The organism is Streptomyces sp. NPDC058632 (genome assembly GCF_042717095.1).
Classification (GTDB): Bacteria; Actinomycetota; Actinomycetes; order Streptomycetales; family Streptomycetaceae; genus Streptomyces.
Genome location: NZ_JBHXQZ010000042.1, coordinates 1 through 20,898, shown reverse-complemented (window position 1 = coordinate 20,898; position 20,898 = coordinate 1). Strand labels below are relative to the sequence as shown.

The following is a 20,898-nucleotide window of genomic DNA, read 5'->3' as shown; positions in this document are numbered from 1 at the left end:
GAGGGCGGCCATGGCCCCACCCATGTCCGCGAGCGCGTTCCTGAGCGCCCTGAAGGCGGAGGGTCTCACGGTCGTCGAGGTCGGCGACTGGCGCGACCACAACCGCAACCACAAGGGCCCGTGGGGGCCGGTGCACGGCGTGATGATCCATCACACGGTCACCCGGGGCGGCGCCCGGACCGTGGAGCTGTGCCGCAAGGGCTACGCGGGCCTGCCGGGACCGCTGTGCCACGGCGTCATCACCAAGGACGGCAAGGTCCACCTCGTCGGCTACGGCCGTGCCAACCACGCCGGCCTGGGCGACGACGACGTCCTGCGCGCGGTGATCGCGGAAAAGGGGCTGCCCTCGGACAACGAGCAGAACACCGACGGCAACCGGTACTTCTACGGCTTCGAGTGCGAGAACCTGGGCGACGGGAAGGATCCCTGGCCCGCGGCGCAGCTGGAGGCCGTCGAGAGAGCCGCCGCCGCGGTCTGCCGCCGCCACGGCTGGAACGAGCGGTCGGTGATCGGGCACCTGGAGTGGCAGCCCGGAAAGGTGGACCCACGCGGGTTCACGATGGCGTCGATGCGGAAGCGGATCCGCGACCGGCTCAAGTGACGCACCCGGGCACACGCGGCGCGGGGGAGAGGGCCGGGACCGCACCGGCGGCGTCCGAACACCGTCATGCTCGCCGGTGCGGGCGCCGCCCGCCTCGACGGGGGCGGCTCGGGCGGCCGGGAGTTCGCCTTGGCCGCACTGGTGGCCTGCGTCGCGTTCCGCGGCCTGGATCCGCGGACGTCCATCGGCATCGGCCGGCTGCTGCACACCGCGTGGGACATCGTCCGCCGGCTCAAGGGCGCCCCGATCCTCCCGTTCTCCCCGCCTCGTCGCCGGGCCGCGCGATCTGCGACCCGGTGGCCGCCCTGCGGTGTCTTCGGGGCGGCCCGTCCCTGATCACCCCCGTCCGCCGCCGGGGCGGCGCGGGCACCGCCCCGGCGCCGGGGCGCCGTCCCCGAGCGACAGTTCGGTCCGACGGTGCGCATCGACCACGCGTTCGTCCGGAGCCCGGCCGGCAACGGCGAAATCCGGCCATGCCCACTCTGCCCGCCCGGCGCCCGCCCCACCCGGTGTCCCGTCGCTCCCGCCGGGTGACAATGGTCCGGTGACCAGCCCGGACACCCCCGACCCCGATCCCGACACCGGCCCGACGCCAGGCACCCGTCCCGGCCCCGGACCCGCCGCCTCCACCGCCCTGACCTCCGTAACCTTCGTCACCCCCGCCGGTCCCGGAGGTCTCGCGGGTCTGCGTCCCCGGCTGCCCTCGCCGGTGCAGGACGTCGTGGACGAGCGGTTCGAGCGGCGCGGCGTCCGGCTGGTGCTGAAGCGGGACGATCTGATCCACCCGGAGCTGATCGGAAACAAATGGCGCAAACTCGCGCCGAACCTGTCGGCGGCGACCGGACGGACGGTGCTCACCTTCGGCGGCGCCTACTCCAACCACCTGCGGGCCACCGCCGCCGCCGGACGGCTGCTCGGGCTGCCCACGGTCGGCGTAGTGCGCGGCCAGGAACTCGCCGGCCGCCCCCGCAACGCCTCGTTGGCCCGGTGCGCGGCCGACGGCATGCGGCTGCACTTCGTCGACCGGGCGACCTACCGCCGCAAGACCACGCCGGAGACGCTCGCCGCCGTACTGCGCGACGCGGACGCCGAGGACGCGTACGTCGTCCCCGAGGGCGGCAGCAACGCCGCCGCCGTGCGCGGCTGCCGTGCGCTCGGAGAGGAGCTGGCGGGGCGGGCGGACGTGGTCGCGGTGGCGTGCGGCACCGGCGGGACGCTCGCCGGCCTGGCCGCCGGACTCGGCTCCGGCAAGCGCGCGCTGGGCGTTCCGGTGCTCAGGGGCGGCTTCCTGACCGCCGGGATACAGGGGCTGCAGGCCGAGGCGTTCGGTGGTCCGCGCGGCGACTGGAGCCTGGACGACCGCTTCCACTTCGGCGGCTACGCGCGTACGGCCCCGGAACTCGACGCGTTCGCCGCGGACTTCGAGCGCCGTCACGGCGTGCCCGTCGAACGTGTCTATGTCGCCAAGTTGCTTTACGCCCTTGTCGCCCTGGTGGAGGAGAACGCGTTCCCGCGCGGGAGCACGGTCGCGGCCGTGGTCACCGGGCGTCCCTTCCCCTGAGCAGGGGCGCGTGAGCAAGGGCATCCCGATGTCTTCCGACGTGGCCCGGGAGGACTCCGGCGCCGGACGGTTCGACCGTCCGACGTCTGGGTACGTCAATGCGGCGCGCGCTCTTCCCCCTCGGGCCCGCAGACCCCTAGCCACGGAACGTACCCGTAGTTTTACTATGAGTGACAGCGTGAGGTCGGGGTCCCGGGGACAGGACCATACGGAGCGCGGTAGCGTCACCGCTGAACCACATATCGCGTTGTCCGGGGGCGACCCCGATCCTGAACGCTTGTACCACCTTGGAGGTGAGGGTGTCCCAGATCGCAGGCGAGCCCGCGACCCAGGACTTCGTGGAAGTCCGGCTGCCGGCCGCGGGTGCCTACCTGTCGGTGCTGCGTACGGCCACGGCCGGCCTCGCGGCCCGTTTGGACTTCACCCTCGACGAGATCGAGGACCTGCGCATCGCGGTCGACGAGGCCTGCGCGATCCTGCTTCAGCAGGCCGTGCCGGGTTCGGTGCTCAGTTGCGTCTTCCGCCTCGTCGACGACTCGCTCGAGGTCACCGTCTCGGCGCCCACCACGGACGGTCACGCGCCTTCGCGTGACACCTTCGCGTGGACCGTGCTGTCCGCTCTCGCGGGCAAGGTCTCCTCCGCCGTGGACGAGGACAAAACCGTTTCGATCAGCCTCTACAAACAGCGCGGCGCGGGACCCGGGCCGGCGTGAGGAACGAGGACGGGCCGGTGCGGGACGAGGAACGCGGCACACGCGAACTGCCGGCCGAGCGGATGCCGGGCGGCATCGACGGCATCGACGCCATCCCGGAACAGGCCCGGCCGCATCCGGAGGACGACTCCGCGGTGGCCGGCGCTCCGGACGGCGGGCAGTACGACGCCGCCGCGCGGAGCATGCCTGAGGCCGGTCGGCCCGCCGTCTCCCCCGGCCACGGGGAAGACCGGGTACGTGCGAAGCCGGTGGGGGACGAGGCGAGCGCTCGGGGAAGGGCGACGGGCGGGACGATGAACGAGCACGAGCGACACGCCGAGAGCGAGGTGCCGCGGACGCCGGGCACCGAGGGCGCCCGGCGCGCACCGGACACCCCCGGGACGCACGGCGCACAGCGGGACCCGCAGGACCGCAGCGGTGCGCGTGCCTTGTTCCTCGAGCTGCGCACGCTGCAGGACGGCAGTCCGGAGTACGCGGAACTGCGCAACCGGCTGGTCCGCATGCATCTGCCGCTGGTCGAGCACCTCGCGCGCCGTTTCCGTAACCGCGGGGAGCCGCTGGACGACCTGACACAGGTCGCCACCATCGGCCTGATCAAGTCGGTCGACCGTTTCGACCCCGACCGTGGCGTGGAGTTCTCGACGTACGCGACCCCGACGGTCGTCGGCGAGATCAAGCGGCACTTCCGGGACAAGGGCTGGGCGGTACGCGTACCGCGCAGGCTGCAGGAGCTGCGGCTGGCGCTGACGACGGCCACGGCCGAGCTCTCGCAGCAGCACGGCCGCTCCCCCACCGTCCACGAACTCGCCGAGAGGCTGGCGATCTCCGAGGAGGAGGTCCTGGAGGGCCTGGAGTCCGCCAACGCGTACTCCACGCTGTCCCTGGACGTTCCCGACACCGACGACGAGTCCCCGGCGGTCGCGGACACCCTGGGCGCGGAGGACGAGGCGCTGGAGGGCGTGGAGTACCGCGAGTCGCTGAAGCCCCTGCTCGAGGACCTGCCTCCGCGCGAGAAGCGGATTCTGCTGCTGCGCTTCTTCGGCAACATGACCCAGTCGCAGATCGCCCAGGAGGTCGGCATCTCGCAGATGCACGTCTCCCGGCTGCTGGCCCGCACGCTGGCCCAGCTGCGGGAGAAGCTGCTCGTGGAGGAGTGAGCCCCCAGAGGCGGCCCGGGCCGTGCAATGCGCCCGGGGTGACCCGCCGCCCCGGGCCGTGGAGCGTGCGGCGCTACTTCCCGGCGTCGCCGGGCCCCCGGATACCGAGGGCCCGGGTCGTCTCGGGGTTCAGCAGCAGTACCAGAGCCGTGACGGCCACCACCGCGAGCGCGATCCCCGCCGGGATGGCCGCGCTGTCGGACTGCAGCAGGTTGTAGGCCACCGGCAGGGCCAGGAGCTGGGTGATGACGGCCGGGCCGCGGCTCCAGCCGCGACGGCCGAGCAGCCCGCGCGCGGCGAGCAGTGGCAGCAGGGCGAGGACCGCCAGCGTCACTCCGCCGGTGACGGCCTGCTGCCGGTCGTCCGGCTCGCCCGTGAGCCCGAGGAACAGTATCCAGACCCCGCCGGCCAGCAGGGCCAGCCCTTCCAGGGCGGCGAGCCCCGCGGCGTACGTCAGGCGGCGCGGGCGGGGTCCGGCGGTGTCCGGGGCGGTGGTGGGGGTCTGCTCGCTGCTCACCCCTGAAGGGTAGCCCTCCCCCGCGCGCCCCCGTGGGGAGGTTCACGCCCCCTCCCGCGCCCGTGCCGCCCCTGACTCCGTCCCCGGCTCTCCCCCCGACTCCGTTCCGTTCGGTCCCGGGCCCGTCCCTGATCACGTCCCTGGTGGCACCCTGCCGCACCCCTGGTCCCCTCCCTGATTCCGCTCGCGGCCTCGCCTCGGCCTGGGCCCTGGTACCACCCAGTAGGTACCCTGCATCGCATGCGTGCACTTCTCGTGGTCAACCCGGCGGCAACCACCACAAGTGCGCGCACGCGCGATGTGCTGATCCACGCCCTCGCCAGCGAGATGAAGCTGGAGGCGGTCACCACCGAGTACCGCGGCCACGCGCGCGACCTGGGCCGGCAGGCGGCGGAGAGCGACGACATCGACCTGGTGGTGGCCCTCGGCGGCGACGGCACGGTCAACGAGGTCGTCAACGGCCTGCTGCACGCCGGTCCCGACCCGGAGCACCTGCCGGGCTTCGCCGTGGTCCCCGGCGGCTCCACCAATGTCTTCGCCCGCGCCCTGGATCTGCCCAACCACCCCGTGGAGGCCACCGGCGCGCTGCTGGACGCGCTGCGCGAGGGCCGCGAACGCACCGTCGGCCTGGGCCTGACGTCGGGCACACCGGGAACGGACGACGAAGGCGTGCCGGCCCGCTGGTTCACCTTCAACGCGGGGCTGGGCTTCGACGCCGGCGTGGTCGGCCGGGTGGAGCAGCACCGGGAGCGCGGCAGGAAGTCCACTCACGCGTTGTACATGCGTCAGGTCGTGCGTCAGCTGATCGGTGAGCCGCATCGCCGCAGTGGTGTGATAACGCTCGAGCAGCCGGGCGAGGAGCCGGTCACGGATCTGGTTCTCTCCATAGTCTCGAATGCTTCCCCGTGGACGTTTCTCGGCAATCGCCCGATCTACGCGTCACCTAAGGCCTCGTTCGATAACGGCCTCGACATCTTCGGCCTGAAGCGGCTGTCCACCCTCGCCGTTGCCCGGTATGGCACCCAGTTGCTCACTTCGTCCCCCGAGCGCGGACCCCAGGGCCGGCATGTGGTCGCGGGGCATGATCTGACCCAGTTCACCTTGCATTCGAAGGTGCCACTGCCCCTCCAGATGGACGGCGACCACCTCGGACTGCGAACCAGTGTGACGTTCACAGGCGTTCGCCGTGCACTGCGTGTGATTGTGTGAGCGGAAAACGCTAAAGTCCTTTCACTCGAACGTTTAGGCCAGGATCCACCCCATGGAAGTACGGCTGTGACCTAGTCGACACCGATGAATCAAAAAAAACTTTCCGGAAGGGGTTGTATCCGCCGCCGAGGTTTGCGAGTCTCTACATGGCGATCGGGACGGCCCGCAACACCGGCCTCCACAGATCACCGGAACCCCTCTTCAAACCCAAGGACCGCGCCAGGCGATCTGGCGGTCGGCCCTTCCCTTGTTGAGGGATTCGTGAAAGCGTTCACATTCACAAGCCACATGTAGTTCATACCAAGGAGAGGTAGCAGCCATGGACTGGCGTCACAACGCCGTTTGCCGCGAGGAAGACCCCGAGCTCTTCTTCCCCATCGGCAACACCGGTCCTGCGCTGCTGCAGATCGAGGAAGCCAAGGCCGTCTGCCGTCGCTGTCCGGTGATCGAGAGCTGCCTTCAGTGGGCACTCGAGTCCGGTCAGGACTCCGGCGTCTGGGGTGGTCTCAGCGAGGACGAGCGCCGCGCAATGAAGCGCCGCGCCGCCCGCAACCGGGCCCGTCAGGCCTCCGCCTGACAATCCACCCCTGCTGACAGCCTGAGCTTGGCGGCGCGTACAGCGCGTACGCATCTCCCGCCCCCGAGCCGCAGCACGCAGTTCCCCGGTGCTCCCCCGAGTTCTCGGCCCACTTCGAGCCGGAGGGGAACCCAACAGTCAGGCAAGAGCCCCGGACGGTCAGCCGTCCGGGGCTCTTCGCTGCCCACCGACATCACGCACGTCACTCGCCGTCACTTGTCCACGGCCACCGGCACGTCCAGGATCACCCGCGTTCCCCCGTCCGGGGCCGGGACCATGTCGAAGGTGCCGCCCAACTCGCCCTCGACCAGGGTCCGTACGATGTGCAGCCCCAGGTTTCCACCGGTGTGCGGGTCGAAGTCCTCGGGCAGGCCGACGCCGTCGTCCTGGACGGTGACCAGCAGGCGGGCCTCCTTGGTGGTGCCGCCGCGGACCGCCGTCACCTCGACCGTGCCCGTGTCGCCCTCGCGGAAGCCGTGCTCCAGGGCGTTCTGCAGAACCTCCGTCAGCACCATGGACAGCGGGGTGGCGACCTCCGCGTCGAGTATGCCGAAGCGGCCGGTGCGCCGGCCGGTGACCTTGCCCGGCGAGATCTCGGCGACCATCGCCAGGACGCGGTCGGCGATCTCGTCGAACTCCACCCGCTCGTCCAGGTTCTGGGAGAGCGTCTCGTGCACGATCGCGATGGAACCGACCCGGCGCACCGCCTCCTCCAGCGCCGCGCGGCCGCGCTCGGAGCCGATCCGCCGGGCCTGGAGGCGCAGCAGTGCCGCCACCGTCTGGAGGTTGTTCTTCACCCGGTGGTGGATCTCCCGGATGGTCGCGTCCTTGGTAATCAACTCCCGTTCACGGTGGCGAAGTTCGGTGACGTCCCGGAGCAGGACCAGCGAACCGATGCGGGTTCCCTTCGGCTTGAGCGGGATCGCCCGGAACTGGATCACCCCGCCGGGCGCCTCGATCTCGAACTCGCGCGGCGCCCAGCCGCTGGCGACCTTGGCCAGCGCCTCGTCCACCGGCCCGCGGGAAGGTGCCAGTTCGGCGGTTGTGCGGCCGAGGTGGTGGCCGACCAGGTCGGACGCCAGGCCCATCCGGTGATAGGCGGACAGGGCGTTCGGAGAGGCGTACTGGACGAGCCCCTCGGCGTCGAGCCGGATCAGCCCGTCGCCCACCCGGGGCAGCGCGTCCATGTCGAGCTGCTGGTTCGCGAACGGGAAGGAACCGGCCGCGATCATCTGCGCGAGGTCGGATGCGCTCTGGAGGTAGGTGAGCTCCAGCCTGCTGGGGGTACGCACCGTGAGCAGGTTGGTATTGCGCGCGATGACCCCGAGGACGCGCCCCTCCCGCCGTACGGGAATGGACTCGACCCGGACCGGGACCTCCTCGCGCCACTCCGGGTCGCCCTCGCGCACGATCCGCCCCTCGTCCAGGGCCGCGTCCAGCATGGGGCGCCGGCCGCGCGGGACGAGATGACCGACCATGTCGTCCTGGTACGAGGTCGGACCGGTGTTGGGCCGCATCTGGGCGACGGAGACATAGCGGGTTCCGTCGCGGGTGGGGACCCACAGGACCAGGTCGGCGAAGGAGAGGTCGGAGAGCAGCTGCCACTCCGAGACCAGCAGGTGAAGCCACTCGAGATCGGAGTCGTCGAGAGCGGTGTGCTGGTGTACGAGTTCGTTCATGGAGGGCACGTCAGCGAGCGTACCCGGGATGTCGCACCGCCCCCGGAGACACCCGCGGGCCGCGGCGCCTGAGAGGGACCCTCAGCCCTCCCGGCACCGCAGCCCGGAGCGACATCGGCCGCGGGGTGTGCGGTCCCGTTCGGCCGAGGGACGAGGATCCGGGGCAGTCAGGGCAGAGAGCTCCGGGTCCTCGATCCGCCTTCCTGTGCGGGGAAGGCAGGCTTGCGTGCGCTGCACTGTTACGCATTGTGGACTAGACCACTACCCGTGTCCATGTGTCGGAGACTGTTCGTTGTTGTCTTTTTTCGTGATCACGCGATCACGTGCTCACGCGACCATCGGGACAGCGATCGATCGGGACAACGGTCAAGCGGACATTCGGGCGTCCATCAGGCACCCTATCCCGCAGGAGTGGGCCGCGGGAACGGAATTCCGGGGTCATTTCGGCCGGCGGGCCGCGACCGCCCCGCCCCGGGGCGCCGAGGAGAGGCGGGACGGCGGACGCCCGCCGGAAGCGCCACCGCTCTTCGCCCCTTCACTCCCTCGCCCCGGCCGCCTGGGAGCGGGGCCCCCGCTCTGTTAGATTGAGATTGGTCTAAACCACATGGCCGCCCCGTGCCTCTCCGGGGCCGGTCCCAGTCGGGTCCCCTCCCAGATCGGCAGGCTCAGCGTGGAAGTTGTCATCGTCCGGGACGCCGAGGCCGGCGGCGCGCTCATCGCCGGGGCCATGGCGGATCTGCTGCGGCGCACCCCCGACGCCCTGCTCGGCGTGGCCACCGGCTCGACGCCCCTGCCCGTCTACGAGGCGCTGGCGGCCCAGGTGCGCTCCGCTGCCGTGGACACCTCCCGGGCGAGGATCGCCCAGCTCGACGAGTACGTGGGGCTGCCCGCCGATCACCCCGAGTCCTACCGTTCGGTGCTCCGGCGCGAGGTCCTGGAGCCGCTCGGCATCGGCATGGACGCCTTCATGGGCCCCGACGGCACGGCCGAGGACGTACAGGCCGCGTGCGAGGCGTACGACAGGGCACTGGCCGAGGCAGGCGGCGTCGACCTGCAGCTGCTCGGCATCGGGACGGACGGGCACATCGGGTTCAACGAGCCGTGCTCCTCGCTCGCCTCGCGCACCCGGATCAAGACGCTGACCGAGCAGACCCGGGTGGACAACGCGCGCTTCTTCGGCGACGACATCGGCCAGGTCCCGCACCACGTCATCACCCAGGGCATCGGCACCATCCTGGAGGCCCGCCACCTGGTCCTGCTCGCCACCGGTGAGGGCAAGGCCGACGCGGTCGCCGCGACCGTCGAGGGCCCGGTGGCCGCGGTGTGCCCGGCGTCCGCGCTGCAGCTGCACCCGCACGCCACGGTCGTCGTCGACGAGGCCGCCGCGACCGAACTCAAGCTCGCGGACTACTTCCGGCACACCTACGCCGGCAAGCCGGACTGGCAGGGAATCTGACCGGAACCCTCCGGCGCCCCTCGCCGCGTGCCGCGGCTCCCGGGCCGCCGCGCCCCCGGGCGGCCACGGTGGACTAGACCAACCCCGGGCCCGGCGGTATACAGGGAGGATCACGGAGCGTACGGGGAACATTCCCGGCCGCGGCCGTGCCACGATGTGAGCCGGGGCCGATGGCGTGTCGGTCGTTCGGCACTCGGAGCCGGGAAGGCAGAGCATGAGCACCGACGTCAGCAGTACGGAGAACGAGGGTGGGACTACGGTCCGTACGGCGCGCGTGCCCAAGTACTACCGGTTGAAGAAGCATCTGCTCGACATGACGGAAACGGCTCCTCCCGGTACGCCGGTCCCGCCCGAGCGCACCCTGGCGGCGGAGTTCGACACCTCGCGCACCACCGTCCGCCAGGCGCTCCAGGAGCTGGTGGTCGAGGGTCGCCTGGAGCGCATCCAGGGCAAGGGCACCTTCGTCGCCAAGCCCAAGGTCTCGCAGGCGCTGCAACTCACCTCGTACACCGAGGACATGCGCGCGCAGGGTCTGGAGCCCACCTCGCAGCTGCTGGACGTCGGCTACATCACCGCCGACGACGGGCTCGCCTCCCTGCTCGACATCACCCCCGGCGGGCGGGTGCTGCGCATCGAGCGGCTGCGCATGGCCAACGGCGAGCCGATGGCCATCGAGACCACCCACCTCAGCGCGAAGCGCTTCCCGGCCCTGCGCCGCAGCCTGGTCAAGTACACGTCCCTCTACACCGCCCTAGCCGAGGTGTACGACGTCCACCTGGCGGAGGCCGAGGAGACCATCGAGACCTCCCTGGCAACTCCGCGCGAGGCCGGCCTGCTCGGCACCGATGTGGGGCTGCCGATGCTGATGCTCTCCCGGCACTCGCTGGACCGGAGCGGGCAGCCGGTGGAGTGGGTGCGCTCGGTGTACCGGGGGGACCGGTACAAGTTCGTGGCCCGGCTGAAGCGCCCGCAGGACTGAGCCGTCGTGTCGGCCTTCCGTGGAGTTTAAGTACGCAATCCCCGCGAGGGGTTCCGCCCCGGTCCGGCGCTGATCTAGATTCTCTGCGCGTTACGCAGCGCAGGCGATCAGCGAAGGGACGGAGTCGTTCGATGTCGCAAGCCCCAGATTCCAGCAGAGGTCCGGTGGTGACGCCCGCGCGCGTCGTCATCGGCGTCTGTCTTGCAGCACCGTTCGTGGCCATGCTGTGGGTCGGTTCGTACGCGCGGACCGACCCCACCTTCATCGGCATCCCGTTCTTCTACTGGTACCAGATGCTGTGGGTGCTGATCTCCACCGCGCTGACGATGATCGCCTACAAGCTGTGGCGGCGTGACCAGCGTGACCGCGCGGTGGCGAAGGGCGGTGCGCAGCGATGAACGACGGCGTGAACGGCGTGGCGCTCGCCGTCTTCATCTTCTTCTTCGTCCTCGTCACGGCGATGGGTTTCCTGGCCGCCCGCTGGCGCAGGGCCGCGAACGAGCACAGCCTCGACGAATGGGGTCTGGGCGGACGGTCGTTCGGCACCTGGGTCACCTGGTTCCTGCTGGGCGGCGACCTGTACACCGCGTACACCTTCGTGGCCGTACCGGCGGCGATCTACGCGGCGGGCGCGGCGGGCTTCTTCGCCGTGCCGTACACCATCCTCGTCTACCCGCTGATCTTCACCTTCCTGCCCCGGCTGTGGTCGGTGTCGCACAAGCACGGCTATGTGACGACCTCCGACTTCGTGCGCGGCCGGTTCGGCTCGAAGGGGCTGTCGCTGGCGGTGGCACTCACCGGCATCCTGGCGACCATGCCGTACATCGCCCTCCAGCTGGTCGGTATCCAGGCCGTACTGGACGTGATGGGCGTCGGCGGCGGCGAGGACACCAACTGGTTCGTCAAGGACCTGCCGCTGCTGATCGCCTTCGGTGTGCTGGCGGCGTACACGTACTCGTCGGGTCTGCGGGCCCCGGCGCTGATCGCGTTCGTGAAGGACACACTGATCTACCTCGTGATCGCGGTGGCGATCATCTACATCCCGATCAAGCTGGGCGGCTTCGACGACATCTTCGCCAGGGCGAGCGAGGCGTACAGCGAGACCAACCCGGCCACCGGCGCGCCGCGCGGTGCGCTGGTGCCGGCCGAGGCGGGCCAGTGGACGTACGCCACGCTGGCGTTGGGCTCGGCGCTCGCGCTGTTCATGTACCCGCACTCGATCACCGCGACGCTGTCCTCGCGCAGCCGTGAGGTGATCCGCCGCAACACCACGATCCTGCCGCTGTACTCGCTGATGCTGGGCCTGCTGGCGCTGCTCGGCTTCATGGCGATCGCGGCCGGGGTCGATGTCAGCAACGGGCAGCTGGCGATCCCGCAGTTGTTCGAGAACATGTTCCCGGCCTGGTTCGCCGGCGTGGCCTTCGCGGCCATCGGCATCGGGGCGCTGGTGCCGGCGGCGATCATGTCGATCGCGGCCGCGAACCTGTTCACCCGCAACATCTACAGGGACTTCATCAAACCGGACGCGACGCCGGCGCAGGAGACCAAGGTCTCCAAGGTGGTCTCGCTGCTCGTGAAGGTGGGGGCGCTGGCCTTCGTCCTCACCATGGACAAGACCGTCGCCATCAACTTCCAGCTCCTTGGCGGCATCTGGATCCTGCAGACCTTCCCCGCCCTGGTGGGCGGCCTGTTCACCCGCTGGTTCCACCGCTGGGCGCTGCTCGCGGGCTGGGCGGTCGGCATGGTCTACGGCACGGTCGCGGCGTACGGGGTGGCCTCGCCGACGCAGAAGCACTTCGGCGGTTCGTCGCAGGAGATCCCGGGCATCGGCGAGATCGGCTACATCGGACTCACCGCCTTCGTGATCAACGCCCTGGTCACGATCGCCCTGACCTTCGTCCTGAGGGCGGTCAAGGCTCCCGAGGGCATCGACGAGACCCGGCCGCAGGACTACACGGCGGACGCGGGCGACCCGGAGGTCAGCACCGAGTTGCCGCTGGACGCGGCCGAAGCAGCCGACGTGGCCGTCGACGGAAAGCGCTGACAGGGGCCGACACGGCACGCGGGGACGGCAACGGGCAACGGGCCGCCGGAGAGATCCGGCGGCCCGTGGTCGTACCCGTGGGGCACACCCGGCCCATGGACGTCGCCCCCCGGCCGGTGGAGCCGTACGAGTTCGAGGAGCTCGGTGGGATCACCGCGCAGGCCTGTTTGCGCGACGGGCTGCTCGGCCTCGGGGAGAGCGACGCGTACCTCGGTGGGTTCAGGAACGTCGCCGAGCGGGCCGCGGCCGCCGGGGTACTGGTCGCCGTGGAGGGCTCCGGGGCGCGTCCCGGGGCGGCGGAGGCGGGCGGCGCGGGGAGTGTGCCGGGCGGGGCGACGTTCGTACCGGGCGCGGGCCACGGAGGGAGGCGTACGGATCGTGCCGCCCGCCTGTGAGCTGACGCTCTGACACCATCCGGTCCGGCACCGCAGTACTCCCTACGACACAAGATATGGGACTGCCTACAGTGTCCGGCACAAGATGTATGCTCATGCTCGCTGTCGCCGCAGGGGAATCCGGTGCGAATCCGGAACTGTCCCGCAACGGTGTACTTGTGCGTGTCCGCGTTTCCCGCGTGCCCGCACGGGCTTGAGTCCGAGGACCTGCCGACAGTGCACCCGGCCGTCCGGTCCGGGTGCCCGACGTCCGGGCCTCGCGGAATGGGCCGGTGGACGCGCGGCGCGTACGCGTGCCCGTGTGCTGCCCCCTGCCCTCGCCGAGGCCCCGCGCCGAGCGAGGGAGAGCCCCACGTGACCATCGCGCCAGCCGATCCTGCTTCAGCGGCCGACGTGAGCGACGGCCCCGGTGCCGCGCTGCTGCGGACCCTGACCGGGCTGACCGCAGACCTCCCCGACGCCGACCCCGGCCGGGTCGCCGCCGCCGCACTGCGCGGCCGGTCCGCGCGCGCGGACGAGACCGAGCTGCACGAGCTGGCCACCGAGGCGGCGGCCGGGCTCATCTCCGAGGATCCCGTCTACTCCCGGCTCGCCGCCCGGCTGCTGACCCTCGGCATCCGCGCCGAGGCCGCCTCGCAGGGGGTCACGTCGTTCACGTCGTCGATCGCGACCGGGCACCGCGAGGGCCTCGTCGCGGACCGGACCGCCGCGTTCGTCCTGGGGCACGCGGACCGGCTCGACGCGCTGATCGACCCGCAGGCCGACGACCGCTTCGGCTACTTCGGGCTGCGCACCCTGCACAGCCGTTATCTGCTGCGGCATCCGGTGACCCGCAAGGTCGTCGAGACGCCGCAGCACTTCCTGCTGCGGGTCGCCGCCGGCCTCGCGAAGGACGCCGGGAGCACGGAGGTCCGGCCGGTGGACGAAGTCGCCGCACTGTACGGCCTGATGAGCCGCCTGGAGTACCTTCCCTCCTCCCCCACCCTGTTCAACTCCGGTACCCGGCACCCCCAGATGTCGTCCTGCTACCTCCTCGACTCCCCGAAGGACGAGCTGGACTCCCTCTACGACCGCTACCACCAGGTGGCCCGCCTCTCCAAGCACGCCGGCGGCATCGGCCTGGCCTACTCCCGCGTCCGCTCACGGGGTTCACTGATCCGCGGCACCAACGGGCACTCCAACGGCATCGTCCCGTTCCTCAAGACCCTGGACGCCTCGGTCGCCGCCGTGAACCAGGGCGGCCGTCGCAAGGGCGCGGCGGCGGTCTACCTGGAGACCTGGCACTCCGACATCGAGGAGTTCCTGGAGCTGCGCGACAACACCGGTGAGGACGCCCGCCGTACGCACAACCTGAACCTCGCGCACTGGGTGCCGGACGAGTTCATGCGCCGGGTGAACGCCGACGCGCGGTGGTCGCTGTTCTCCCCGTCCGACGTCCCGGACCTGGTCGACCTGTGGGGCGAGGAGTTCGACACGGCCTACCGGGCCGCCGAGGACGCGGGCCTGGCACGCAGGACGATCCCCGCCCGGGAGCTGTACGGGCGCATGATGCGGACCCTCGCCCAGACCGGCAACGGCTGGATGACCTTCAAGGACGCCGCCAACCGCACCGCCAACCAGACCGCCGAGCCCGGCCACGTCGTCCACTCGTCCAACCTGTGCACGGAGATCCTCGAGGTCACCAGCGACGGGGAGACCGCGGTCTGCAACCTGGGCTCGGTCAACCTCGGCGCGCTCGTCGACCGGGACGCCGGTGACCTGGACTGGGTGCGGCTGGACGAGACCGTGCGCACGGCCGTCACCTTCCTCGACCGGGTCGTGGACATCAACTTCTACCCGACCGAGCAGGCGGGCCGCTCCAACGCGCGCTGGCGCCCGGTGGGGCTGGGCGTGATGGGCCTCCAGGACGTCTTCTTCGCCCTGCGCCTGCCCTTCGACTCGCCCCGCGCCCGGCGGCTCTCCACCCGGATCGCGGAGCGGATCATGCTCGCCGCGTACGAGGCCTCCGCCGACCTGGCCGAACGCGACGGCGCCCTGCCTGCCTGGGAGCACACACGGACCGCCCGGGGCGTGCTGCATCCCGACCACTACGACACCGAACTCGCCTGGCCCGAGCGGTGGTCGGCGCTGCGCGAGCGCATCGCGTCCGTCGGCCTGCGCAACGCGCTGCTGCTGGCGGTCGCGCCGACCGCCACCATCGCGTCCATCGCCGGTGTGTACGAGTGCATCGAGCCGCAGGTGTCCAACCTGTTCAAGCGCGAGACGCTGTCCGGTGAGTTCCTCCAGGTCAACTCGTATCTGGTGAACGATCTGAAGCGGCTGGGCGAGTGGGACGCGCGGACCCGTGAGGCGCTGCGCGAGGCCGGTGGCTCGGTGCAGGACGTCACCTGGATCCCCGAGGAGGTGCGCGGGCTGTACCGGACCGCGTGGGAGATCCCGCAGCGCGGTCTGATCGACATGGCCGCCGACCGCACACCGTTCCTGGACCAGTCGCAGTCGCTGAACCTGTTCATGGAGACGCCGACCATCGGCAAGCTCTCCTCGATGTACGCCTACGCCTGGAAGCGGGGCCTGAAGACCACGTACTACCTGCGCTCGCGCCCGGCGACCCGCATCGCCCGCGCGGCCCGGGCGCAGACCACCGCCACCACCGCGCCCGTTCCCCCTCCCGTCCCCGCCCGTCAGCCGGCCGCCGGCCCCGAGGCCGTCGCCTGCTCCCTTGAGAACCCCGAGTCCTGCGAGGCCTGCCAGTAATGACCAGCACCACGGACACCGCCCGAACCCGGAACCTTCTCGACCCGGGCTTCGAGCTCACCCTGCGCCCCATGCGCTACCCCGACTTCTACGAGCGCTACCGGGACTCGATCAAGAACACCTGGACCGTGGAGGAGGTCGACCTCCACTCGGACGTCGCCGACCTCGCGAAACTGAGCCCCGCCGAACAGCACCTGATCGGCCGCCTGGTGGCGTTCTTCGCCACCGGCGACTCGATCGTGGCCAACAACCTCGTGCTCACCCTCTACAAGCACATCAACTCCCCCGAGGCCCGGCTGTATCTGTCACGGCAGCTCTTCGAGGAGGCGGTGCACGTCCAGTTCTACCTGACACTGCTGGACACCTATCTGCCCGACCCCCGGGACCGGACGGCCGCCTTCGCGGCGGTGGAGAACATTCCGTCCATCCGGGAGAAGGCCGAGTTCTGCTTCCGGTGGATGGACTCGGTGGAGAAGCTGGACCGGCTGGAGACGCGGGCCGACCGCCGCCGCTTCCTGCTCAACCTGATCTGCTTCGCCGCGTGCATCGAGGGCCTGTTCTTCTACGGGGCGTTCGCCTACGTGTACTGGTTCCGCAGCCGGGGCCTGCTGCACGGTCTGGCGACCGGCACCAACTGGGTGTTCCGGGACGAGACGATGCACATGTCCTTCGCCTTCGACGTGGTCGACACCGTCCGCAAGGAGGAGCCGGACCTGTTCGACGACGAGCTCCGGCAGCAGGTGACGGACATGTTGCGCGAAGCGGTCGAGGCGGAGCTGCAGTTCGGGCAGGATCTGTGCGGTGACGGGCTGCCGGGCATGAACACCGAGTCGATGCGGCAGTACCTGGAGTGCGTGGCCGACCAGCGGCTGACCCGCCTGGGCTTCGCGCCGGTGTACGGCTCGGACAATCCGTTCGCGTTCATGGAGCTCCAGGGGGTCCAGGAGCTGACGAACTTCTTCGAACGGCGTCCGTCCGCGTACCAGGTCGCCGTGGAGGGCACGGTCGACCTGGACGAGGACTTCTAGGGCCGCGGGCCCGGGTGCCGCCCCGCCTCACGCCTCACGCCTCACACCGCGCGTGCGGTGCGGTACGGGGTGGCACTCCGTGCGGGGACGTGGTGCCGCTCGGCGGCGGCGCGGCCGGTCCCGGCCTGCTTCAGCTGCCGGTCGATCCTCCGGTCGTGCGCGATGCCGATGGCGGCGGGGAGGACCATCAGGACGAGCAGTCCGAGAACGGTCAGCATTCCGATCAGTGCTTCCACCTGTGTCGTTTCCATGGACACCACTGTCGTGCCGGACACTCCTTACCAACAGTGGCAGGACTGCCGCGCACCCTCGATTTACTGCCAGCGACAGGGCACACTGGGGTCATGCTCCGCAATGTCGCCGCTGTCCTGCTCGACAGCGTGAACCCCTTCGAACTCGGCGTCGTCTGTGAGGTCTTCGGTATCGACCGCAGCGACGACGGCCTGCCCGTCTACGACTTCGCGGTCGCCTCCGCCGAAGGCCCCTCGCTGCGCAGCAACACGGGCTTCACGATCCAGGTCGAGCACGGCCTGGACCGGCTGGAGGCGGCGGACCTCATCGCCGTGCCCGCCGGTTCGTGCTACGAGACGCGGGACTTCCCGCCCGAGCTGCTGGACGCGCTGCGCCGGGGCGTGGACCGGGGGGCCAGAGTGCTCAGCGTCTGCTCCGGCGTGTTCGTGCTCGCCGCCGCCGGTCTCCTCGACGGCCGGCGCGCCGCCGCCCACTGGCGGCACGCGGACGCGCTGACCAGGAAGTATCCCCATCTGACCGTCGAACCGGATGTGCTCTACGTCGACGAGGACCCCGTGATCACCTCCGCGGGCACCGCCGCCGGGATCGACGCCTGTCTGCATCTCGTGCGCAAGGAGCAGGGCCCCGAGGTCGCCAACCGGATCGCCCGGCGCATGGTGGTGCCTCCGCACCGCGACGGGGGCCAGGCCCAGTACATCGAGCGTCCGCTGCCGCTGCCCGGCGGCGACACCGTGTCCGAGGTGCTGGTGTGGATGGAGCGGCATCTCGACGAGGAGGTCACCGTCGAGCAGCTCGCGGCCCGCGCCCTCATGTCCCCGCGCACCTTCGCCCGCCGCTTCCAGCAGGAGACCGGCACCACCCCGTACCGCTGGATCCTGCGCCAGCGCGTGCTGCTCGCCCAGCGCCTGCTGGAGGGGACCGACGAGACGGTGGACGCGGTCGCGGGCCGTACGGGCTTCGGCAACGCGGCCGCGCTGCGCCACCACTTCGTACGCGCCGTGGGGACGACCCCGAACGCCTACCGGCGGACGTTCCGCGGCCCCGAGGCCGCGTGAACGCCCGCCGGACGTGACCGTTCCGCCGGCTGTGACGGTTCAGCGCACGACCGGCCTCAGCATCAGCCGGTTCGGGCGCAGGGTGATGCCCACGCGGGTGGTGTCGTCCGAGCCGGGCACCTGCTCGAAGCGGAACTTCGTCGCCAGCGCGGCCGCGACCAGGCTGAGCTGGGCCATCGAGAAGTGATCGCTCGGGCACTTGCGGTTGCCCACGCTGAAGGGACTCATGGCGTACTTCGGAACGTCCTTCGCACGCTCCGGAAGCCAGCGGTCCGGGTCGAACTCCAGGTGGCGCTCGTACGACTTCGGATCGCGCTGGATCGCGAACGGACTGTAGATGATGTCCGCCCCGGCCGGAATGCGATAGCCACCGAGTTCCGTGTCCCTGACCGCCCGGCGGGTCAATATCCAGACAGCGGGACGCAAACGCATGGCCTCGACGACGACATTGTTGGTGTGCGTGAGCCTGCGGATGTCCTCGAATGCCACCGGGCGGCCCCCGGTAACGGCGAGAACTTCATCACGCATCCTGTCACCGTGTTCCGGATGCGTGGCAAGTGCCTGCAGCAACCACATGATCGTGGAGCCGATCGTTTCACCGCCGGGGGTGAGTATCGCGAGCACCTGGTCGTGGATCTCCTGCTCCCCGATCGGGTCGCCATTGTCGTCCTTCGCCTCCAGCAATGCCGTCAGCAAATCGTCCGGCTTTTGACCGGATGCACGGCGCTCGGCGACGATCTCGTCGACCACACGATGCAAATCGGCCAGGGCCCGGTTGAATTCGCGATTGGCCGGAAACGGCAGCTTGTACAGCGGGCCGAGCGGCAGCACCATCCGCCGGTACATGCCGCGGAAGACGGTGGAGAGCGCGACGCACAGCCGGTCCGCCCGCTCGTCCATGTACCCGCCGCGCAGCAGACAGCGGGCGGCGATGCGCACGGCGACCCGGAACGCCTCGGTGGTGCAGTCGACCGGCTCCCCCGGCACCCAGCGCTCGGTCAGCGCGTGGGCCTCCTCCTCGATGACCGGGCCGTAGGCGGGGATCGCGTCGAGCCGGAAGGCGGGCTGGATGGTGCGCCGCTGGCGCCGGTGCAGCGGGCCGTTGGCCGTGGCCACGCCCTCCTTTCCGAGCAGGTCCTCCATCGACTCCCACAGGGGGCCGGAGATGATGTAGTCGGCGCTGAGGGCCAGCGCCCCGGTGAGGGCGGGCGTGGTGACGGCGTACACGGTCTTGGGGCCGAGCTTGAGCCGCACGATGTCGCCGTGGTCACGCAGCTGGGACATGAAGGCCAGCGGGTCTCGGACCAGTTTGAGGCCGTGGCCGAGGCCGGGGACGCCTCCGCCGGCCACCGGCGCCACGCGCAGCCCGGTCGCGTCGGTCCTCACCCGGGCTGCCGCGTCGGATGCTCCGGTCGTTGCGGATGCTCCGGTCGTTGCGGATGCCGCGGATGCGTCTGGTGCGTCGGGTGTCACCGACTCGACGGTCATTTCTCACCTGCCGCTTCGTTGTTGACGTACGGGGGCGTGGACCGGTCGTCCCAGCTGTCGACCCTGTACCGGCCGGACTCGTGGTGGAACCAGTAGACGGAACTGAACCAGTTGCGCATGTTCCCGAGGCAGGCACGCACGGCCGCACCCCGTTCCTTTCCTCCTACCGTGCCGTCGTCGAGACCGTCGGCGAATCGTAAGGCTTCCTGTTCGACGTCGATGAATTCGGTGATGCATTCCTCGATCCGGCGCCTCATATCGGCGACCGCCTCTTCGAGAGTCAGCCCTTCATGAATGATGAGACTGATTCCGAGATTGTGCACCTCATTGCCCGCCAATTCCTTCGGGAGTGAGCAGAGGTCGTTGTACCAGGCGGCGAATTCCTGACTCAGCAGGGCCGCCTTCCGATAGGACGGGTTCTTCCGTACGGAGTCCGGCAGTTCACAGCCCGCACTCGGCTCCAGGAGATCGGTCCAGATCCAGTGGGCGAAGGTGAGCCGGCGCAGTTCCAGATACTCCTCGACGGTCGGGACGATTCCCTCCGTACGATTGTGGAATTCCCGGTCGTACGCCTCGATCACCGTGTGGAAGTGCCGGGCGAACCGGGCGTTCCACGTGTCCGGAAGGAACGAGTACAGCCGCCGCACACCGTCCGCGAGCCCGGCCACCAGTGCGTCTTCGTGACGCAGGTGGTCCGTGGGACGGTCGAGGGCCGTGTGCAGTTGGTCCCTCAGCCGCCGCCAGGCGTCGGGGCGGCCGTGCACGATGTCGCGGTCGTGCCGGTCGTCCCAGACGAAGAACCATGCGCTGTAGTCCGCTATCGCCTGGAGGACCTCGTCGGCGGCGCCGGTGTAGTAGCCCGCCATGAGGTCCGTGTAGCACAGTCCGTCGGCGTGTTCCTCCACCTTGTCAGCCGGCATGAGCCGCTTTTCGAGCAGCCACGCACGGGTTTCCTCCTGGAGCTTCGGCCAATACGGATGGAGTTGCCGGGGAAACGCCGCCTCGATCACCGGGAGAGACAGCGCCGGTGGAACTGCGATGGTGATCGGTTTCGATGTGGCGCCGTGTGACAAAGCATGCACGAACAATCCCCTCTCAGCCGCCAGTCGGCGTGCGCCCCGTTCCCCCGTGCCGGGCGCGTGCCGTTGCGTATCCCCGCCCCTCCATTCAGCACCACAACTGACCTTCCTGGGAACGCATTTGCCTCCTTCACTACCCGACGGTGCCGAGAACCTCCCCTCGGGTGTCCGATTCCGGGCCGCCGGCCCGCCGAGGGATCGAACATCTGACGGAAAGACGTACGGCGCCTGGTCCGGTGGGGACACCGGACCAGGCGCCGTGCGCCAGGCAATTCTGCTATCCAGGGGACGAAACGGTCGTAAATGCCCGGACGTCCCGGGTGTGAAAGGAGAGAAGTCGGTGGCGGGCACGGG

The 20,898-nt window shown here is 70.3% G+C and carries 20 protein-coding genes and 1 riboswitch; of the genes, 15 read left to right on the top strand and 5 right to left on the bottom strand.

Annotated elements, in window-relative coordinates; translation table 11 throughout:
• The first annotated feature begins 10 nt into the window (after nt 1-10).
• From ACFWVE_RS17955 to ACFWVE_RS17935, 5 genes are all read left to right on the top strand, one after another.
• A complete protein-coding gene (locus tag ACFWVE_RS17955) occupies nt 11-601 on the top strand; it encodes an N-acetylmuramoyl-L-alanine amidase (protein WP_384014769.1) in 591 nt (196 codons plus the stop codon).
• Between the two features lie 66 nt (nt 602-667).
• Nucleotides 668-937, top strand: a complete 270-nt coding sequence (locus tag ACFWVE_RS17950; RefSeq protein WP_384014766.1) for a DUF6010 family protein — start codon at nt 668-670, stop codon at nt 935-937.
• Between the two features lie 298 nt (nt 938-1,235).
• Complete coding sequence (locus ACFWVE_RS17945; RefSeq protein WP_384014878.1) at nt 1,236-2,162, top strand: 1-aminocyclopropane-1-carboxylate deaminase/D-cysteine desulfhydrase; 927 nt, start codon at nt 1,236-1,238, stop codon at nt 2,160-2,162.
• A 299-nt stretch (nt 2,163-2,461) separates the two neighbouring features.
• A complete protein-coding gene (locus ACFWVE_RS17940; protein ID WP_004925829.1) occupies nt 2,462-2,875 on the top strand; it encodes an anti-sigma regulatory factor in 414 nt (137 codons plus the stop codon).
• A 17-nt stretch (nt 2,876-2,892) separates the two neighbouring features.
• Entirely contained in the window at nt 2,893-4,032 is a 1,140-nt protein-coding gene (locus ACFWVE_RS17935) for an RNA polymerase sigma factor SigF (RefSeq protein ID WP_384014876.1), read from the top strand.
• Between the two features lie 73 nt (nt 4,033-4,105).
• Here ACFWVE_RS17935 and ACFWVE_RS17930 read toward each other — a convergent pair whose 3' ends face one another.
• On the bottom strand, nt 4,106-4,549 hold the full coding sequence (locus ACFWVE_RS17930; RefSeq protein WP_384014763.1) for a hypothetical protein: 444 nt from the start codon (nt 4,547-4,549) through the stop codon (nt 4,106-4,108).
• A gap of 240 nt (nt 4,550-4,789) precedes the next feature.
• Between ACFWVE_RS17930 and ACFWVE_RS17925 the strand changes: the two genes are divergently transcribed.
• Nucleotides 4,790-5,758 carry a diacylglycerol/lipid kinase family protein gene (locus ACFWVE_RS17925; protein ID WP_384014759.1) on the top strand — a complete coding sequence of 323 codons (969 nt, stop codon included), beginning with the start codon at nt 4,790-4,792 and terminating at the stop codon, nt 5,756-5,758.
• Nucleotides 5,759-6,077: 319 nt separating this feature from the next.
• Complete coding sequence (locus ACFWVE_RS17920; RefSeq protein WP_030219886.1) at nt 6,078-6,335, top strand: WhiB family transcriptional regulator; 258 nt, start codon at nt 6,078-6,080, stop codon at nt 6,333-6,335.
• Between the two features lie 212 nt (nt 6,336-6,547).
• Here ACFWVE_RS17920 and ACFWVE_RS17915 read toward each other — a convergent pair whose 3' ends face one another.
• A complete protein-coding gene (locus ACFWVE_RS17915) occupies nt 6,548-8,023 on the bottom strand; it encodes a sensor histidine kinase (protein WP_384014756.1) in 1,476 nt (491 codons plus the stop codon).
• Between the two features lie 661 nt (nt 8,024-8,684).
• On the opposite strand from ACFWVE_RS17915, the gene nagB reads away from it, so the two are divergent.
• From nagB to ACFWVE_RS17880, 7 genes are all read left to right on the top strand, one after another.
• The gene (gene nagB, locus ACFWVE_RS17910; protein WP_384014753.1) at nt 8,685-9,470 is read left to right on the top strand and encodes a glucosamine-6-phosphate deaminase; all 786 of its coding nucleotides are present in this window, start codon (nt 8,685-8,687) and stop codon (nt 9,468-9,470) included.
• A 214-nt stretch (nt 9,471-9,684) separates the two neighbouring features.
• Nucleotides 9,685-10,449, top strand: coding sequence for a GntR family transcriptional regulator (locus ACFWVE_RS17905; protein WP_384014750.1), 765 nt, complete (start codon nt 9,685-9,687; stop codon nt 10,447-10,449).
• A gap of 131 nt (nt 10,450-10,580) precedes the next feature.
• Nucleotides 10,581-10,847, top strand: a complete 267-nt coding sequence (locus tag ACFWVE_RS17900; RefSeq protein WP_384014747.1) for a DUF3311 domain-containing protein — start codon at nt 10,581-10,583, stop codon at nt 10,845-10,847.
• Entirely contained in the window at nt 10,844-12,493 is a 1,650-nt protein-coding gene (gene mctP, locus ACFWVE_RS17895; RefSeq protein ID WP_384014744.1) for a monocarboxylate uptake permease MctP, read from the top strand. The genes ACFWVE_RS17900 and mctP overlap by 4 nt, the downstream gene beginning before the upstream one ends.
• Nucleotides 12,494-12,588: 95 nt before the next feature.
• A complete protein-coding gene (locus ACFWVE_RS17890; RefSeq protein ID WP_384014741.1) occupies nt 12,589-12,888 on the top strand; it encodes a hypothetical protein in 300 nt (99 codons plus the stop codon).
• Nucleotides 12,889-12,947: 59 nt separating this feature from the next.
• Nucleotides 12,948-13,118, top strand: a riboswitch (cobalamin riboswitch).
• Between the two features lie 124 nt (nt 13,119-13,242).
• Entirely contained in the window at nt 13,243-15,642 is a 2,400-nt protein-coding gene (locus tag ACFWVE_RS17885) for a ribonucleoside-diphosphate reductase subunit alpha (RefSeq protein ID WP_384014738.1), read from the top strand.
• Nucleotides 15,642-16,670 (top strand): ribonucleotide-diphosphate reductase subunit beta, encoded by a 1,029-nt coding sequence (locus tag ACFWVE_RS17880; RefSeq protein ID WP_384014736.1) that lies wholly within the window; start codon nt 15,642-15,644, stop codon nt 16,668-16,670. Before ACFWVE_RS17885 ends, ACFWVE_RS17880 begins: the two co-directional genes overlap by 1 nt.
• Nucleotides 16,671-16,711: 41 nt before the next feature.
• On the opposite strand, the gene ACFWVE_RS17875 is transcribed toward ACFWVE_RS17880, so the two are convergent.
• A complete protein-coding gene (locus tag ACFWVE_RS17875) occupies nt 16,712-16,921 on the bottom strand; it encodes a hypothetical protein (protein ID WP_384014734.1) in 210 nt (69 codons plus the stop codon).
• A gap of 93 nt (nt 16,922-17,014) precedes the next feature.
• Between ACFWVE_RS17875 and ACFWVE_RS17870 the strand changes: the two genes are divergently transcribed.
• Nucleotides 17,015-17,977 (top strand): GlxA family transcriptional regulator, encoded by a 963-nt coding sequence (locus ACFWVE_RS17870; RefSeq protein ID WP_384014731.1) that lies wholly within the window; start codon nt 17,015-17,017, stop codon nt 17,975-17,977.
• A gap of 39 nt (nt 17,978-18,016) precedes the next feature.
• Here ACFWVE_RS17870 and ACFWVE_RS17865 read toward each other — a convergent pair whose 3' ends face one another.
• Complete coding sequence (locus ACFWVE_RS17865) at nt 18,017-19,465, bottom strand: cytochrome P450 (RefSeq protein ID WP_384014728.1); 1,449 nt, start codon at nt 19,463-19,465, stop codon at nt 18,017-18,019.
• Nucleotides 19,462-20,547: an epi-isozizaene synthase gene (cyc1, locus tag ACFWVE_RS17860; protein WP_384014725.1), complete on the bottom strand. Its 1,086-nt coding sequence runs from the start codon at nt 20,545-20,547 to the stop codon at nt 19,462-19,464. The genes ACFWVE_RS17865 and cyc1 overlap by 4 nt, the downstream gene beginning before the upstream one ends.
• Nucleotides 20,548-20,898 lie beyond the last annotated feature (351 nt).